This is a genomic window from Calothrix sp. 336/3 (assembly GCF_000734895.2).
Lineage (GTDB): Bacteria > Cyanobacteriota > Cyanobacteriia > Cyanobacteriales > Nostocaceae > 336-3.
In genome coordinates this window covers 6,013,696-6,028,550 of the sequence record NZ_CP011382.1, presented here as the reverse complement: position 1 = coordinate 6,028,550, position 14,855 = coordinate 6,013,696, and the positions used below count along the sequence as shown (strand labels likewise).

The 14,855-nt window shown below is 40.7% G+C and carries 17 protein-coding genes; 8 read left to right on the top strand and 9 right to left on the bottom strand.

What is annotated here, in order from left to right:
- Positions 1 to 210 precede the first annotated feature (210 nt).
- From IJ00_RS25215 to pstB, 4 genes are all read left to right on the top strand, one after another.
- Positions 211 to 1,218, top strand: a complete 1,008-nt coding sequence (locus IJ00_RS25215; protein ID WP_035158039.1) for a PstS family phosphate ABC transporter substrate-binding protein — start codon at positions 211 to 213, stop codon at positions 1,216 to 1,218.
- Positions 1,219 to 1,430: 212 nt separating this feature from the next.
- Positions 1,431 to 2,444, top strand: a complete 1,014-nt coding sequence (pstC, locus tag IJ00_RS25210) for a phosphate ABC transporter permease subunit PstC (RefSeq protein ID WP_201782653.1) — start codon at positions 1,431 to 1,433, stop codon at positions 2,442 to 2,444.
- Between the two features lie 191 nt (positions 2,445 to 2,635).
- Entirely contained in the window at positions 2,636 to 3,523 is an 888-nt protein-coding gene (gene pstA / locus IJ00_RS25205) for a phosphate ABC transporter permease PstA (RefSeq protein ID WP_035158038.1), read from the top strand.
- The gene (gene pstB / locus IJ00_RS25200; RefSeq protein ID WP_035158036.1) at positions 3,517 to 4,314 is read left to right on the top strand and encodes a phosphate ABC transporter ATP-binding protein PstB; all 798 of its coding nucleotides are present in this window, start codon (positions 3,517 to 3,519) and stop codon (positions 4,312 to 4,314) included. The genes pstA and pstB overlap by 7 nt, the downstream gene beginning before the upstream one ends.
- Before the next feature lie 75 nt (positions 4,315 to 4,389).
- On the opposite strand, the gene IJ00_RS25195 is transcribed toward pstB, so the two are convergent.
- The 3 genes from IJ00_RS25195 to IJ00_RS25185 form a co-directional block, all read right to left on the bottom strand.
- Positions 4,390 to 4,890: a membrane protein gene (locus IJ00_RS25195; RefSeq protein ID WP_035158034.1), complete on the bottom strand. Its 501-nt coding sequence runs from the start codon at positions 4,888 to 4,890 to the stop codon at positions 4,390 to 4,392.
- 295 nt (positions 4,891 to 5,185) lie between these two features.
- A complete protein-coding gene (locus IJ00_RS25190; protein WP_035158033.1) occupies positions 5,186 to 5,854 on the bottom strand; it encodes a hypothetical protein in 669 nt (222 codons plus the stop codon).
- Positions 5,855 to 6,072: 218 nt separating this feature from the next.
- Complete coding sequence (locus IJ00_RS25185; protein WP_035158031.1) at positions 6,073 to 7,161, bottom strand: D-alanine--D-alanine ligase family protein; 1,089 nt, start codon at positions 7,159 to 7,161, stop codon at positions 6,073 to 6,075.
- 154 nt (positions 7,162 to 7,315) lie between these two features.
- Between IJ00_RS25185 and IJ00_RS25180 the strand changes: the two genes are divergently transcribed.
- Complete coding sequence (locus IJ00_RS25180) at positions 7,316 to 8,059, top strand: alpha/beta fold hydrolase (RefSeq protein ID WP_035158029.1); 744 nt, start codon at positions 7,316 to 7,318, stop codon at positions 8,057 to 8,059.
- A 147-nt stretch (positions 8,060 to 8,206) separates the two neighbouring features.
- Here IJ00_RS25180 and bchM read toward each other — a convergent pair whose 3' ends face one another.
- From bchM to IJ00_RS25160, 5 genes are all read right to left on the bottom strand, one after another.
- A complete protein-coding gene (bchM, locus tag IJ00_RS25175; RefSeq protein ID WP_035158028.1) occupies positions 8,207 to 8,911 on the bottom strand; it encodes a magnesium protoporphyrin IX methyltransferase in 705 nt (234 codons plus the stop codon).
- 192 nt (positions 8,912 to 9,103) lie between these two features.
- A complete protein-coding gene (locus IJ00_RS27965) occupies positions 9,104 to 9,211 on the bottom strand; it encodes a DUF2887 domain-containing protein (protein ID WP_082127397.1) in 108 nt (35 codons plus the stop codon).
- A gap of 191 nt (positions 9,212 to 9,402) precedes the next feature.
- On the bottom strand, positions 9,403 to 11,031 hold the full coding sequence (locus IJ00_RS25170) for an alpha/beta hydrolase (protein ID WP_082127396.1): 1,629 nt from the start codon (positions 11,029 to 11,031) through the stop codon (positions 9,403 to 9,405).
- Positions 11,032 to 11,098: 67 nt separating this feature from the next.
- Positions 11,099 to 11,629 (bottom strand): Uma2 family endonuclease, encoded by a 531-nt coding sequence (locus tag IJ00_RS25165; protein ID WP_046815063.1) that lies wholly within the window; start codon positions 11,627 to 11,629, stop codon positions 11,099 to 11,101.
- Between the two features lies 1 nt (position 11,630).
- Complete coding sequence (locus tag IJ00_RS25160; protein WP_035158027.1) at positions 11,631 to 13,064, bottom strand: carotenoid oxygenase family protein; 1,434 nt, start codon at positions 13,062 to 13,064, stop codon at positions 11,631 to 11,633.
- Between the two features lie 103 nt (positions 13,065 to 13,167).
- Here IJ00_RS25160 and IJ00_RS27280 point away from each other — a divergent pair, with 103 nt between their 5' ends.
- Positions 13,168 to 13,674 (top strand): DUF2007 domain-containing protein, encoded by a 507-nt coding sequence (locus IJ00_RS27280; RefSeq protein ID WP_082127395.1) that lies wholly within the window; start codon positions 13,168 to 13,170, stop codon positions 13,672 to 13,674.
- 8 nt (positions 13,675 to 13,682) lie between these two features.
- Here the strand turns inward: IJ00_RS27280 and IJ00_RS25150 are convergent, their stop codons facing one another.
- The gene (locus tag IJ00_RS25150; RefSeq protein WP_035158026.1) at positions 13,683 to 14,033 is read right to left on the bottom strand and encodes a Rieske (2Fe-2S) protein; all 351 of its coding nucleotides are present in this window, start codon (positions 14,031 to 14,033) and stop codon (positions 13,683 to 13,685) included.
- A gap of 211 nt (positions 14,034 to 14,244) precedes the next feature.
- On the opposite strand from IJ00_RS25150, the gene ndhL reads away from it, so the two are divergent.
- On the top strand, positions 14,245 to 14,457 hold the full coding sequence (gene ndhL / locus IJ00_RS25145) for an NAD(P)H-quinone oxidoreductase subunit L (protein WP_035159608.1): 213 nt from the start codon (positions 14,245 to 14,247) through the stop codon (positions 14,455 to 14,457).
- A 23-nt stretch (positions 14,458 to 14,480) separates the two neighbouring features.
- Complete coding sequence (locus tag IJ00_RS25140) at positions 14,481 to 14,792, top strand: DUF3007 family protein (protein WP_035158025.1); 312 nt, start codon at positions 14,481 to 14,483, stop codon at positions 14,790 to 14,792.
- Positions 14,793 to 14,855: the final 63 nt, after the last annotated feature.

Here is a 14,855-nt window from a genome sequence, read left to right as displayed (position 1 = left end):
AAATCTCCATAAGTCTCTGTAATTTGTTTTATTCAATCCATAACCGCAATTTTTCGTACTGTTTGGTGATATTTATCATCATCACATAACCTAAAAAAGATTTTTTTTAACCTAAAATCAACTATATCTTTACCAGTTTTTAACCTAGCGAAATTATCCTTCCTCTTGGAGTGGTATTACGGAACTGCGCGTCTAGAGAGGAGTATTCCCGTGAACAAAGTCAACTTGAAGTTAGGTCGCTTGTCAGCGATAGGTGTGATTACATTGACTGCGGCAACTTTTTGTGCATCTATGCCTGCGGTGTTATCTCAAGGTGCAGCTGTTAAAATTGACGGTTCCAGTACAGTTTTCCCGATTTCCCAAGCTGCGGCTGAAGGATTCCAAAAGAGTACTGGTGGAAAAATGCGCGTGACTGTTGGTGTATCTGGTACTGGCGGTGGTTTTCAAAAGTTCTGCCGTGGCGAAACCGATATTTCTAACGCATCTCGTCCTATCCTCAAAAAGGAAATTGACGCTTGTAAAAAAGCTGGTGTTAAGTATATTGAGCTTCCTGTTGCCTATGATGGCATCACAGTAGTGGTGCATCCTCAAAACAACTGGGCAAAAAACTTAACAACAGCTGAACTCAAGAAAATGTGGGAACCAGCAGCCCAAGGCAAAATTAACAATTGGAACCAGATTCGCTCTGGATTCCCCAATGCTCCCCTAAAGCTATTTGGACCTGGTACAAAATCAGGTACTTTTGATTATTTTACCGAAGCCATTAACGGCAAATCAAAACAAAGCCGTCCCGATTTCACCGCGAGTGAAGATGATAACTCCCTCGTAAGTGGTGTTTCCCGTGATAAAAATGCCATTGGCTATTTTGGTTATTCCTACTACGCACAAAACAAAAACAAACTCAAAGCAGTAGCAGTAAACGGTGTATTACCCTCAGAAGCAACTATTAAGAGTGGAAAATACGCTCCCCTGTCTCGTCCTATCTTTATTTATGTGAATGCCAAGTCTGCTGACAAGCCAGAAGTGAAGCAATTTGTCCAATACTATATGAAGAATGGGGCAAAAATTGTGGGTTCCGTGAAGGAAGTTTCCCTACCAGGTAATGCTTACAGTGCCCTGTTGAACAGATTCAACAAAAAGCAAACTGGCTCCGTATTTGGTGGTGATGAAAAGGTTGGTGTAACCGTTGCTCAATTGCTCGCTACACCGAAAGACTAATTATTTTGCATAGGTAAACGGAAAAAGCTAAAGGATGATATCAGGGTTTATATACCTGCGTTATCCTTGGCTTTTTCACCACATCCAAATTCTCAGCAGCATTTGTGAACAAATAGGAGAAGAGGAAAAATATAGCTTAATTTCCGATTAAGTTCGACCTTTTTTCCACAAGGGATTTACATTTTTATGTCAATCCATCCTTTGGGAGAATCATGGCAATAACATCATCAAAGCAATCTCAAGTAAATAAACTATCCCCAAAATTATTACGGGATGTACGGGAAAAAATTATTGAATTTATCTTATTTATCGCAGCATTTTCTTCAGTCGCTACCACTGTAGGAATTGTCGGCACCCTATTACTAGAATCTGTAAAATTCTTCCAGAATTTAGCCCTGCATCGTTTAGCAGCAAGTCAGGGTGTCAGTGTTGAGGAACTCACTAATCAAACAGTTTCTATCGGGGAAACTCTCACAAGTATTTGGGCTTTTATTACAGGTACAACTTGGGCACCTAATTTTGAACCGCCCCAAGTCGGGATTTTACCCTTGGTATCTGGCACATTAGTCACCACATTAGTAGCGTTGTTTGTCGCAGTTCCCCTAGGGACGATCGCCGCAATTTATCTGAGTGAATTTGCTCCTCCCAGGGTGCGAGAAGTGGTAAAACCCGCTTTGGAATTGCTCGCAGGGGTTCCCACGGTAGTTTATGGTTATTTTGCCCTATTATTTGTCACCCCTATTTTACAAGTTGTGTTGCCTGCTCTACCCGCAGCGAGTATGTTGAGTGCTGGATTGGTGATGGGTGTGATGATTATTCCTTACATTAGCTCTCTCAGTGAAGATGCGATGCGCTCTGTGCCTAATTATCTCCGTGAGGGTTCCTATGCTACGGGGGCTACACGCTTTCAAACAGCAGTTAATGTGATTTTACCCTCGGCAATATCAGGGATTTCCGCAGCTTATATTTTAGGGATTTCTCGCGCCATTGGGGAAACAATGATTGTGGCTATCGCTGCCGGTGGGCAACCAAATTTAACCCTCAACCCCATGGATCCAGGGCAAACTATGACAGCCTACATTGTGGAAGTCAGTAAGGGTGATGTTGCCTATGGAACTTTAGATTACGAAACTATTTTTGCGGTGGGACTTACCTTACTAATCATGACTTTGATATTTAATATCATCGGTCATTGGCTAACTAAGCGTTACCGCGAAACCTATTAATATGTCGGGTTCTTTCCGATGTTAAAGCCAAGGGGAGTTGAGGCTTTATCTCAAATATAATTTCACTTTCATCATCAAATTACCTGGGTAAGGTTTAGCAATCGGATTTACCTCTACAGAAAAAATATCAGAATTTTCATAAATTGCTACCAAACCATTACCCATCACCTAGTAACCATCACCCAGATGAAATGACAAGTCAACAAAATATTCAGAAAATTCGCCAGACTATCGCCCGCAATAAACGCTCTGACTTTATTTTTAGCATCATTGGCTTATCGTCAATGGTTTTTGCCATTTTAGTCCTAGCACTTCTCATTCTTGATTTAGCTATGGACGGTTTACCCCGTCTCGACTGGCAGTTTTTCACTTCCTTTGCCAGCACAGATGCGAACCAAGCAGGTGTCTTGGCAGCTTGGGTGGGAAGTCTTTTAGTGATGTTGGTGACTGCTGCAAGTGCCATTCCCATCGGGATTGCATCAGGTATCTATCTAGAAGAATATGCCAGAAAAAATTGGTTTACTGACTTAATTGAAATTAATGTCGCTAACCTCGCAGCAGTTCCCTCGATTATTTACGGAATGCTCGGCTTAGGAGTATTTGTTTATACTTTTAAGTTAGGGCAAAGTATCGCTTCTGCTGGGTTTACCCTAGCTTTACTGATTCTGCCAGTAGTGATTGTTGCTACTCGTGAAGCCCTTCGTGCCATTCCTAGTAATATCCGGGAAGCAGCTTATGCTTGTGGTGCTTCTAAGTGGCAAACAACTTGGGATCACGTTCTCAAGTACTCCTTTGGGACGATTCTCACGGGAATTATTGTGGCACTTTCGCGGGCAATTGGGGAAACTGCTCCTCTGATTGTGGTGGGAGCTGTGGCATTTATTGCCTTTTTACCCGATTCTCTGCTTTCTCAGTACACGGTGATGCCAATTCAAATGTACCGATGGACTGATGTTCCTGACCCAGAATTTCAAGCCAACGCCGCAGCCGCAGGTTTGGTACTAGTTGTCATGACTTTAGCGATGAACGCGATCGCTATCTATCTTCGTTATCAACTCAGGAAAAATATTACATGGTAGAAACAACATTTTCCACCCACCAAGGACAAACAATTAAAGCTGCCGTCAACTATCTTAATTTTTACTACGGTGGTAAAGTCCACGCTTTAAAAGATATTAATATGCCCGTGTACGATAAGAAAGTCACGGCATTAATTGGACCATCCGGTTGTGGCAAAACGACTCTGCTACGTTGTTTTAATCGGATGCATGACCTATATCCCGGTAACAAATATCGTGGGGAAATTGCCTTAGAACCAGAAGGAATCAACCTCCTTGGTCAAAAAGTAGACCCCATCGAAGTCCGGATGCGAATTAGCATGGTGTTTCAGCGACCTAACCCCTTTCCCAAATCTATCTATGAAAATGTAGCCTATGGTTTGCGGGTACGCGGAGAAAATAGACGACGCTTAATTGACGAACAGGTCGAGAAAGCTTTACGCGGAGCAGCTTTGTGGAATGAAGTTAAGGACAGGTTGCATGATTTAGGTAGTAATCTATCCGGTGGTCAACAACAACGTCTTTGTATTGCTCGCGCTTTAGCTACAGACCCAGAAATTATCTTATTCGATGAACCCACATCAGCCCTAGACCCGATTGCTACCTCCAGCATCGAAGATTTAATTGCTGAGTTAAAAGACCAAGTTACCATTTTAATTGTCACCCACAGTATGCAACAGGCGGCACGAGTGTCTGATTACACAGCATTTATGTATTTGGGTGAACTGGTAGAGTTTAATAAAACAGAGGTTGTATTTAACCAACCAGCAAAACAGCAAACCGCAGATTATGTCGGTGGTAGGTTTGGTTAATTGGCAAAACCCCAGCTTTGGTAATAAGTTGGGGTTTTAGGTAAAAGGATTTCGGTCAAAATATTCCAGAAATCATTAGGAAGTCTGAATTTGGCGACGAGAGTATCGCCATAACAAGAAACTACTCGCAAACAATTTAATACTTTCCAATATCCAGTAACTACAATGGAACATATCCATTTGACCAGATACTTTAGTTGCTGACTGAAACAGATTTAAATTCATCCCTAAAGCCGACATTTCTGGGGCTAAACCATAGGTATCAACTAGAACTACAGCTAATAGTAAGACTGAGAGAAAGATATCACTTCCCAACCACTGGGAGTGTTTTTTGCTAGCTGCTAAAACACCAGTGAGAACTAGACCAGCAGAAAGTAATTCAATCCGGTTAAAATTCCAAAATAGAACATAACCAGTGGAAGCAAAACTTGGTTGTGTCATCATACCGGAAACATATAAGCTTGGCATAATTACCCAGTCTAAGAGCAGGCTAGCACTTAGCCAAAAGCCTAGGGTCAGAATGACAATGTTTTGCCATGATGGACGGTTAAATCCGAAGCTAGAAACAGCGTTCATACGCGGATACGCAGAGATAATTGCTTATGGGGAATTCTTAAAGATATTTTTGTTACTACCTGGGGATAACTTTCCTCAGATGATAACGGAATAACTCTATGACTCCAGTGTCTTACCTTCAGAAGTGATTTGACAACTAATATCAATTATCTTTTACAAAATGGCAGACAAGTACATGAAGTATGAATATAAAAATTTACATTTCTTAATTATTTGGGAAAAAGTGATGAGCGAAAAATTATTGAGTTATTTTTGCGGTTATTTTCACCCATGAAGAATGTCAAATGTTAGAAGTCTATTTATGTAGAATTCCAGGTAAGGAATTTTGTTTACGTAAATCTAAGACATCTGCGAGAGATTCTTGGGGTTGGGAAATTTTGATTTTCTTTGGTAATGGTGTATTTAAGGAAGTCAGGGAAACATTTGCTTTTTTCAAGGATGGCAGGGGAATAGATGTTTTGACAGGTGCTTTAGCTGGTATTTTGACAGGTGTTTTAGCTGATGTTTTCACTACAGGTGTGGGGGCAAAAACAGGTAATTGTTTCGGTGTACGTGGTTCTAGAGAAGAATTACTTGGTCTACGTTTTGGGAAATTGTAATTTGGTCGAGAAAGATTATTAATCAGTTTAAAGATAATTAGACAACCACTAGCACAACTAATGGCGATCGCGGCTAACATCCACAGTGGTAAAGGATTACCTGATGGGGGATTTTCCTGATTAGATGGCACAATTTCCACAGGGATGACTTCCGGTTCCGGTTGATCAACACGCCCGACATAGCCTAAACTCCACACAGCAAAGGTCGCACTACCGATAAAGCCACAGAGTAGTGCCACTAAAAGCAACCAGGGACTACGCAGGCATAGGTAAAGTATTAAGCTCCGCAGACTCAGCAGCTTAGAACTGCTTGCCTGAGAGTCTAATTGGGACTCTTGATGCTGTACATTCTGATGATTTTCCATAAACTTACTCTCAGATTTGTACCTCAGGCTTTTGATTGTACCGGAGGAGTTAAGCATCACGTATCCGTAGAGAGTTTTTGATAATTTGTAGCGAAGTTATCGACTGACCAAAACCTCAAAACTATTTATGTTCAAAACAACAGTAATATTGATAACTTAAATGGGGAATAGTGGAAGGGGGAAAGAAAAAATACACCTCACTCCTTCCTGCCCTCTATCTATCTTTCCACAGTAGAATGTCGTTCGAGAGCTAGTTGCACCAGTCGATCAACTAATTCCGTAAAAGCGACACCGCTATGTTGCCACAGCAGGGGATACATACTTGTCGCTGTGAAACCTGGTAGGGTATTAATTTCGTTAATTAAAACTTCTCCCGTTGCTTCCACATAGAAGAAATCCACCCGTGATAAACCCGCAGCATCCACAGCTGCAAAAGCTGCCACTGCCATTTTTTGAATTTTCTGGGTAATCTCTGCGGGGAGGTTTGCGGGAATTACTAAGTCTGCCAAACCTTCTGTATATTTTGTTTCGTAGTCATAGAAGTCACTACTGAAAGTAATTTCACCGACAACAGAGGCTTGAGGTTGGTCATTACCCAGTACAGCGCATTCAACTTCACGGGCAATAACTCCAGCTTCAATGATGATACGACGGTCATAACTAGCAGCATTATCCAGAGCTGCTTCTAATTCTGAGCGCGATCGCACCTTGGCAATTCCCACAGAAGAGCCTAAATTGGCAGGTTTAACAAAGCAAGGATAACCCAACTCTGCCTCAATTTCATCGCACAATTTTGGGAAAACACAAGGATTTGACCAAATTTGGGCACGGGTGACAGCTTTATATTTCACTTGAGGAATTCCAGCTTGGGCAAATGCCATTTTCATGGCGATTTTATCCATACCTAAAGCGGAACCTAAAACCCCGGAGCCTACGTAGGGTAATTGCATTAAAGTTAACAGACCCTGAATTGTGCCATCTTCCCCGTTAGGTCCATGGAGAACAGGAAACCAAACATCAACTTCCCCGAATTGGGCAGGAAATTGCCAGTAATTCATTTGAGATTGAGGACTATTTTCCTGGATTGTCTTGGATTCAGTCAGGGGTTTACCAGTATGCAAAACTTGCTGGGGAATATCTCCACCTAACCAGCGTCCATCCTTTTGAATGTAAAATGGTAGTATTTCGTATTTATCATGATTTTGACCAGTCCCTAAAGCAGTGGCGATCGCCTTGGCTGACTTAATCGATACCTCATGTTCTCCAGAACGACCACCAAATAATAACCCAATCCGTACCTTTGTCATCGTTAACACCTAAATACCGGAAATGCAGATAGGTTAACACACAATTCTTATCACTTCAGAGTCAGGTGAAAATTTCACTTTCGGAGATAATTTCTCCCAGTCCAGTTATTTTTCTCTATCACAGTTGGCAAAGCACTTACTATCGATTTCTCCTATGAGTCTTTTTTGTCTAGTTCATGGCGCTTTTCAAGGAGCTTGGTGCTGGGATTTATTAATTCCTTACTTAGAAGCCCAGGGTCACAAAACAATCGCAGTTGATTTACCAATTGAAGATGCATCTGCAAGTTTATCGCAATTCGCGGATGTCGTATTCCAAGCACTGCCAAAAACTGATGATGATATTATCCTAGTTGGTCACTCCATGGCTGGCACCGTGATTCCCCTAGTAGCAGAAACGAGAAAAGTCCGTCAGTTAATATTTCTCACTGCCCTTATTCCTTCCCCAGGAATTAGCACCCTAGACCAATTTGCCCATCATCTTGATACTGAGACCCTGAAATCATTCAATTACACAGCAAAAGAGCCAAGTTTACTCGCAAAGTTTCGTGATGAGCCTCTAATTTTTAACGCAGTTTCTATTGGTAAAGACTTTTCCGATCAGGCAGTTTTGAGGGAATTTTTTTATGAAGATTGCCAAGAGGATATTATCGAATGGGCACTCTCAAATAGCCGTCCTCAAAAATCAATGGCATATATTTTTGAAGATAATCCCTTGAAAAATTTCCCAGATATTGACTGTAAATATATTTTCTGTACCCATGACCAAATATTTTCCTCTGAATGGTCACGCTACGCACCACCGAAGCGTCTAGGTATTGATGTGATAGAAATGCCAGGAGGACATTGCCCCCACATATCCCGTCCTGCTCACCTTGCCGAAATATTAACAAATATCTAGTTTGTTGAGCTAGAAAAGTAATGTTAATAACTGCATAAATCGGTCAATTATTAATCTAAAATTGCCTCAAATTCTAGATATGGCACGGGTATTTATATTCCTTGCAGTTGGGTAAGTGTTCTTGCTTACCCAACCACATAAAATAATTTATTTGTTTGTATCCCCTTCACTACGAGTTGCTTCTAGCAAACGAGAGAAATAAAAACGAGTCTTAGTTAAAGCTTGACGCTGAACCGTAAAACCATTCTTTTCTAAAATCTTCACCACATCCGCTTCCCGATGTAAATATGCACGAGTAGTTTTACTTGCACCAGGGAAAAATGTGCCAATTTTCTTGAGAATAGTCAAAGCACAGGTTTTAGGAGCAAAGCTGAGAATTACCCGTGATTGTGCCAAAGAACAAAGGTGAGAAATCATCTCATCAGCTTTATCCTGGGGGTAATGAATCAATACATCCAAGCAAATAACCGTATGGTGACTACCACTCAGGGTTTCCAAATCTTGCACAGCAAAGGTGGGATTGTCAGCATTCCCTAACACTTTTACCGCCCTTTCCCTACCCTCTTCTACCATTTTCTCAGAAATGTCGCTGGCATAGACCTTTGCACCAGCTTCTGCGAGGGGAATGCTGAGACTACCCACACCACACCCAGCATCACAGATAGTCAATTCCGATAAATTGCCGTCAGCTTGTAACCAAGAAATCACCGTATCTACCGTGCGTTGATGTCCAGTGCGGATATCCAGCTGGACTTTATTGACTTCCCCGTCACCATAGATACGTTGCCAACGGTCAAAACCTGTGGAATTGAAATAATCTTTAACAATTGTTTTATCGTCTGCTGCGTTCATGAAAATTTGTTTTTGCTGATAAACCTAGACGGTTAATAAATATAAACTAGAACTGGGCTTGATTTCAGTAAAGTCAGAAATTTTCCGTGAATATCAGTCTTTAGTTCCCCGACTTTTGCAGAGAGTTCTGAGTATGACTCGCATCTTACCCTAGCTGGGATAGCGCTACTTTCTTGACAACCTGACTGCTGACTAGGGAATTCCTCTTGTAAATAGGGTTTTAGACACACCTGGGAGAAAAACACCATCAATTCTCAATGCTGTTTGCTTGATTTCAACAGAATCAAAATCATCGAGCATTTTCTGATAATTCCCCAATGAATTCAAAGAAAAAACTGGCAAAATTTTGACAGATATTATACAATATACTGTCTATTTTTACAGAAAATATTACTTGTAAATACCTCTAGTAAATATATCCTTATTCAATACAATTCATAGATAAAAATGAATATTTCCTACTGAATTTAAGATATAACAATGACTTGGGTTTATCGCTGTTCTAAAATACTAATTGGCATGGCTACTTGGCTAACACTATTGACATATTCTGGACTTAAATAACCTTGATAGGAAGAGTCATTGTTAACGAAGCTTTGCATAAAAGCAACACTGAGAACATTGACATAGAGACGGGCAAAACTACGATTTTTACCTAATAAAGCTTCTGGGATAGGAATACTTGCATCAGGAGAATCGAGAATAGTAGAGAAGTGAGTACCATTATTAATTAATACCAAGTATTTCGATGGAGTTTGTAACCATGAGAAAGGTTGGATTTGTTCAGGAAGTGCAGGAGTAACAGTATCAATACTTCCAGAAACCAGCATCACGGGTATTTTGATTTGATTGAGACTTTCTTTACCCATGACAACACTAGTCAATGGGTTAATGGCGATCGCGGCTTTGATTCTGGAGTCTGTCAAGTTATAATTTTTAGGCTCTAGTCTGACTGCTAAACATTGCAAAAGCAGGGAAATATTTAAAGAGTTATCACTAGGAGGGCAACTAGCACGAATTTTGGTAAAATTGAGAGGTGCCCCTGCCAGAGCTAAAGCTGTATAACCGCCAAAGGATTGCCCAATCACACCCACTTGTTGCAAGTTGAAACGTTGACGAAAATTTCTATCATTAGATTGATTCAGTCTGGTTAACTCATCTAAGAGAAATTGGATGTCTAAAGGACGTTCGATGAATTCCTGGGGGGGAGTTACTTCTGAGGAGATTCCTGATAATAAACCTTGAAGTTGCTTGTTATCACTTCCTGGATGCTCAGGTACTGCAACCACGAAACCATAGGAAGCTAAACGTTTTGCCAAGTATGCGAAACTACTTCTATCATTGCCGAGTCCATGGGAGATAATAATTACTGGACGGGGTGTGGTACTTTCAGGGATATAAATATCTACTGGAAAAATGCGCTCGCTATTTCTGCTTAATTTAATGCTTTTTTGCTCCCAACTAAAAGTACCTCCCTTGCGTAAATCTAGGGGGAAGGAATTGGTTGCGAGGGAGGAATTATTAACTTTCTCCAGAAATTCTTGATTAATTTGGGCGATCGCTCCCTGACTTTGATTCATTAAACTATTAAATGCACCTACCAAATCTAAGCATTTGGCAAGGTTAATAGACATTTCCCGTGATGGGAATTTATGCAATAGGTTTAAGAGGGTTAATCCTTCCTTATCTGCACTTGCTAAAATTAGCGCTGCTCGAATTCCCTGAATCTGTTTATTTGTGGGCGACTCACCCTGAATAATTTCTGATATTCTCTTTAATAGTCTTTCCCCTGTGGGTGTATATAAAAATTGAGATATTTCTAATGTCTTGAGAGGAACGGGAGTTAATAAAGCTTTGCGAAACTCTGCTAGTTGTTCCTTGGGTGCATACTGAACATAGGTAGCTAATTCATCATCTAGTTTACCTGTTCTGGCATAAATATCTAAAGCATCGATGGAAATTGAACGTTGCAAAACTCCATAGGATAGAGTTAATCTTTCTGCACCTAGAGATGGAGAGGTTACTAGTACAGGTAAGAATCCAATTGTCAAACTACCGACAGTTATATTTGCAAATATTCCAATTCGCGCAAGGGTAGATGAAGCAAACCAACGAATCATAACCAAACACCCAGAGTTATTCAAGCGTATCGAAATTAACTTTATCGTAAATATCAAGTAGGGAAATTTACAATGGGATAAAAGCTAGGGGTAACACCTGATTTTTATCAATGTATTCGGAAAATATCCACTGATTATTCTCTTTTTTGTAAAAGTGTGACACATGAACTTTGTACTGATCAATTAAGACATATTCTTGAAAACTGGGAATAGTACGGTATGCGGAAAACTTTTCATCTACGTCATAGCTACGAGTCGATTTTGAAAGTACCTCTGTAATCATTAAAGGATTGATGACAGTATCTGTTCTCCCCGGTTGTAATTCTAAAGGTTCGGATATCACCATCACATCTGGATAAGTGTAAATATTCTCTTCCGGAATCCACAGACGTTGATCAGTGACAAAGACTCGGTAGGGTTGACGTTTTAACGCAAAATTTAATGTACTACTAACATTGAGAGCTATTTGATTATGATTAGGTGTTCCACCTGTCATTTCTCGAATCTTTCCTTGAATGTATTCATGACGCAATTCCGAGTTAATTTCTAACTCTAGATATTCTATCGGAGAATAGATTTTTTCTGATATTTGTACCATATCAATTTTGTTTCCAAGTACCATGAAAACTGTGGGGAATTACCTGGGGTAACTGTAATTTACAAGTAGGTTCAACATCAAGTCTAGCTGCATCATAAATCCAAACCTGACTACTATGGTGATTCCCATCATAAACCACCGTTAATATCCAAGCTGTTTCCGGGTTTTCCCTATCTTGAACATATATCGGTTCACTGGGATATTCACCAGTAATAAAATTGGCTTCTGTAAGGGTTTGGGTATGGTGATCAAAGGTGGCGATCGCGTTTAATATTTCCTGACTAATATCCGTACCTTGACGTGCAATGGAAAAATAAGTGTGATGGGAATATTTACCGACATTTTGTGGAGGAACTATGGGAAATTCACAGGTACGATTGATAATATTTTCTATCTGCTCAACTTTTGCAGTTTGGGGATTTAAGGATATTCTCGTGTAGGTTGTTTCTGCTAGAGTTTGGGTGACTCCCGTTGCCACTTCCTTGAGATATTGATTGGTTTGAAAATCTTGATATCTGGCAAAATCAATAATCGCTGTTCCTTGCTCACCTAAATAACCATTGGCAAAATGCCATTGAAACCATGGTTCTGTTTCTCCCTGACTAACTAAATCGAAAGTTTCTCGATCAAAAACATAGATTTTTGTGCCTAATTGGGGTTGCCATTGCATACAATCGCTATAACTACGAATTCCCAACATGATTGGCAATACATTTATCTGTACGGGAGGCATAAAAAAGATTAAATATCTCCCAGCTAAGACGAAATCATGAACTACTGGAAATCCTTCTAGGGTAATTTTTCCTGTTTTGATAATTTTGCCCGTGACATCACTTTTAAACAGATTCAGTGTGGCATTTTTACCAAGACTAATACCAAAATTAAAAATTTCTCCCGTCTCCCCATCGATTTTGGGATGAGCTGAATAGGGTATACCTGGAGTTAATCCCCCCAAATTATCTAAACCGAAGGTTTCTAAGGTTTGCAAATCCAAAGAATGGGGATTATCTCCCTCCCAAAGTGCCAGTAATTTGTCAGGAAGCGCTAACACTGAGGTATTGGCAGAATTTTTCACAGGTTTTCGCCACTGATTCCAAATCGCACCCGGTGCAGTCATCCCATAATTGCCGTAAAGATACTTCCCTGCTTGGTTTTCCTCCTGATACCCGGCAGTTTGTACGTAGCGGTAGGTAGCATTTACCCCAGCATCAGTAAAGTGTACCGCCAGAATTGCCCCATCTCCATCAAACCAGTGTCCCACGGAAATACCACCCCGTTCTAGTCTCCCCGCTCCATTGCGGTAAAGAGAACCACGTAAACCGGGGGGAACTTTCCCAGAAATTACTGATAGGGGAGTCAAGGGAAATTCTTCTGCCGGTGTGGCGAACGCCCTTGCCCACAGCATTTTACTTGACTTCTGCGTATTAATATGCATAAAAATATCTAACAAAATATCAGGAAATGTGGTGACTCAGGGATGTATCTAGATACAATGCATTAATTTAAACAAAGTTCCTAATTAAGACTGAATTCCCACCATGAGCAGCAAGCTGATGACGATCGCCACCTATAACAATTATATTGATGCAGAGTTAGCCAAGCATCAACTAGAAACCAGTGGTGTCAAAGCTTTTCTCGCAGATAATGAAACCGCAACCACTGCATGGCATTTAACCGTGGCGGTGGGTTGGATTAAGTTAAAAGTTTTACAATCAGATGTAGATAGGGCAGTTGATATATTAACGATTCCCGTAGAACCAGTCAGGGAAAATACAGAGTTAGAGATGGAAGATATTTGGGATGACAGGGATGATGACATCAGTGAATATCTCACTCCCGCAGAGCAACTACTAGATAGAGCATTTCGTTCAGCAGTTATCGGTTTAATCTTTTTTCCCCTACAGCTGTATTCCCTCTGGTTACTATTGCGTTTCTTCCTCTCTGGAATGGAAGTTAGTCGCAGCAGACGGATAAAATTAATCGCAACTTTGATTTTCGATAGCTTTGTCTTATTTTTGATTTGGGCAGTGTTCCGTATGTTCTAGGAAAACACCTAAGCATCCACCCAAATACTACCTTCCTCCACACGGGTAGGAAACACAGGCAAAGCTTTCTCTGGAGAAATCATTCCTAAGGCTTTACCTACAACTGGGGGAAATGGTGTCCAGTTTTTTACTTCACCAGTACGTAGGTCAAAAACACTGCGATGGAAAGGGCAAGCGATGGCTCCATCCTCAGTAATTTTACCCTTTTTCATCGGCAATTTCATGTGAGGGCAAGAATTATCCACAGCGTATAATTGCCCCTGGTGGTTGAGAACTAAAATCTTGCGATCGCCAACTTTTACCACTTCTCTGCCACCGGGTGTGAGTGCATCCGCAGCCAGTACTTTTGTCCAAGTCATTGTTTATCCTCTCTTCTCAGGTATCTTAAATCAAGCTTTGTTTCTCAGTTTATCGGAAAGGGGATATTGAACTTATGGCTAGAATCTAAAATCTCGAATCTTAAATCGCAAATTTCGTCCCAGGTTCAGCCTATGATGGAAAATGCATGCATTGTCTTTTCTAAATTTTGAGCAAGAATTTATGCTGGATGTAATACTCAATAATGTGGCACTGCTGGTACCCCTGTTGTACCTGGTTTTGGCTGGAGCATATTTATTAGTTATTCCAGTACTCGTGCTGTTCTATCTCCAAGGACGCTGGTACACAGCAGGTTCCATCGAACGTGCTTTTATGTACTTCTTGGTGTTTTTCTTCTTCCCTGGTTTATTAGTTCTCTCTCCGTTTGTGAATTTACGTCCCCGAAGACGCAAAATAGCAGCGTAGTTATTGGTTAGGTCATAACTCTCATGCGACGCATTGACGTAATTGGCATTAGTTTTGGTATCTTCATTGCTGGTGGTTTGGCATATGTGATCTTGCAATTTGCAGGTTTGGATAGCCAAAATGCCGGCATTTGGAGTCAGGTTTTACTAGTCGGTGGGTTAATCGGTTGGTTACTAACCTACGTGTTGCGAGCTGGGAATAAGAACATGAGCTACCATAAGCAACGAGAATTGTATGAAGAAGCTTTCTTCCAGAAGCGATTAGATGAACTCACACCGGAAGAACTAGCTCAGATTCAAGCAGAAATTGAGCAAGAGAAGGGTTCCCAGGTGTAGAATTGTCAGATGTTTAAGGTTTGGATTGAAGCAATTGGTATAAGGAAGAGACGATCCGACGGG

Coding starts and splice junctions, on each gene's coding strand:
- IJ00_RS27965 (WP_082127397.1), bottom strand. CDS start 9,211: ATGCTCGATGATTTTGATTCTGTTGAAATCAAGCAAACAGCATTGAGA.
- pstA (WP_035158038.1), top strand. CDS start 2,636: ATGACAAGTCAACAAAATATTCAGAAAATTCGCCAGACTATCGCCCGC.
- IJ00_RS25195 (WP_035158034.1), bottom strand. CDS start 4,890: ATGAACGCTGTTTCTAGCTTCGGATTTAACCGTCCATCATGGCAAAAC.
- pstB (WP_035158036.1), top strand. CDS start 3,517: ATGGTAGAAACAACATTTTCCACCCACCAAGGACAAACAATTAAAGCT.
- bchM (WP_035158028.1), bottom strand. CDS start 8,911: ATGAACGCAGCAGACGATAAAACAATTGTTAAAGATTATTTCAATTCC.
- IJ00_RS25185 (WP_035158031.1), bottom strand. CDS start 7,161: ATGACAAAGGTACGGATTGGGTTATTATTTGGTGGTCGTTCTGGAGAA.
- IJ00_RS25180 (WP_035158029.1), top strand. CDS start 7,316: ATGAGTCTTTTTTGTCTAGTTCATGGCGCTTTTCAAGGAGCTTGGTGC.
- IJ00_RS25190 (WP_035158033.1), bottom strand. CDS start 5,854: ATGGAAAATCATCAGAATGTACAGCATCAAGAGTCCCAATTAGACTCT.
- IJ00_RS27280 (WP_082127395.1), top strand. CDS start 13,168: ATGAGCAGCAAGCTGATGACGATCGCCACCTATAACAATTATATTGAT.
- IJ00_RS25165 (WP_046815063.1), bottom strand. CDS start 11,629: ATGGTACAAATATCAGAAAAAATCTATTCTCCGATAGAATATCTAGAG.
- IJ00_RS25140 (WP_035158025.1), top strand. CDS start 14,481: ATGCGACGCATTGACGTAATTGGCATTAGTTTTGGTATCTTCATTGCT.
- IJ00_RS25170 (WP_082127396.1), bottom strand. CDS start 11,031: ATGATTCGTTGGTTTGCTTCATCTACCCTTGCGCGAATTGGAATATTT.
- IJ00_RS25160 (WP_035158027.1), bottom strand. CDS start 13,064: ATGCATATTAATACGCAGAAGTCAAGTAAAATGCTGTGGGCAAGGGCG.
- pstC (WP_201782653.1), top strand. CDS start 1,431: ATGGCAATAACATCATCAAAGCAATCTCAAGTAAATAAACTATCCCCA.
- IJ00_RS25150 (WP_035158026.1), bottom strand. CDS start 14,033: ATGACTTGGACAAAAGTACTGGCTGCGGATGCACTCACACCCGGTGGC.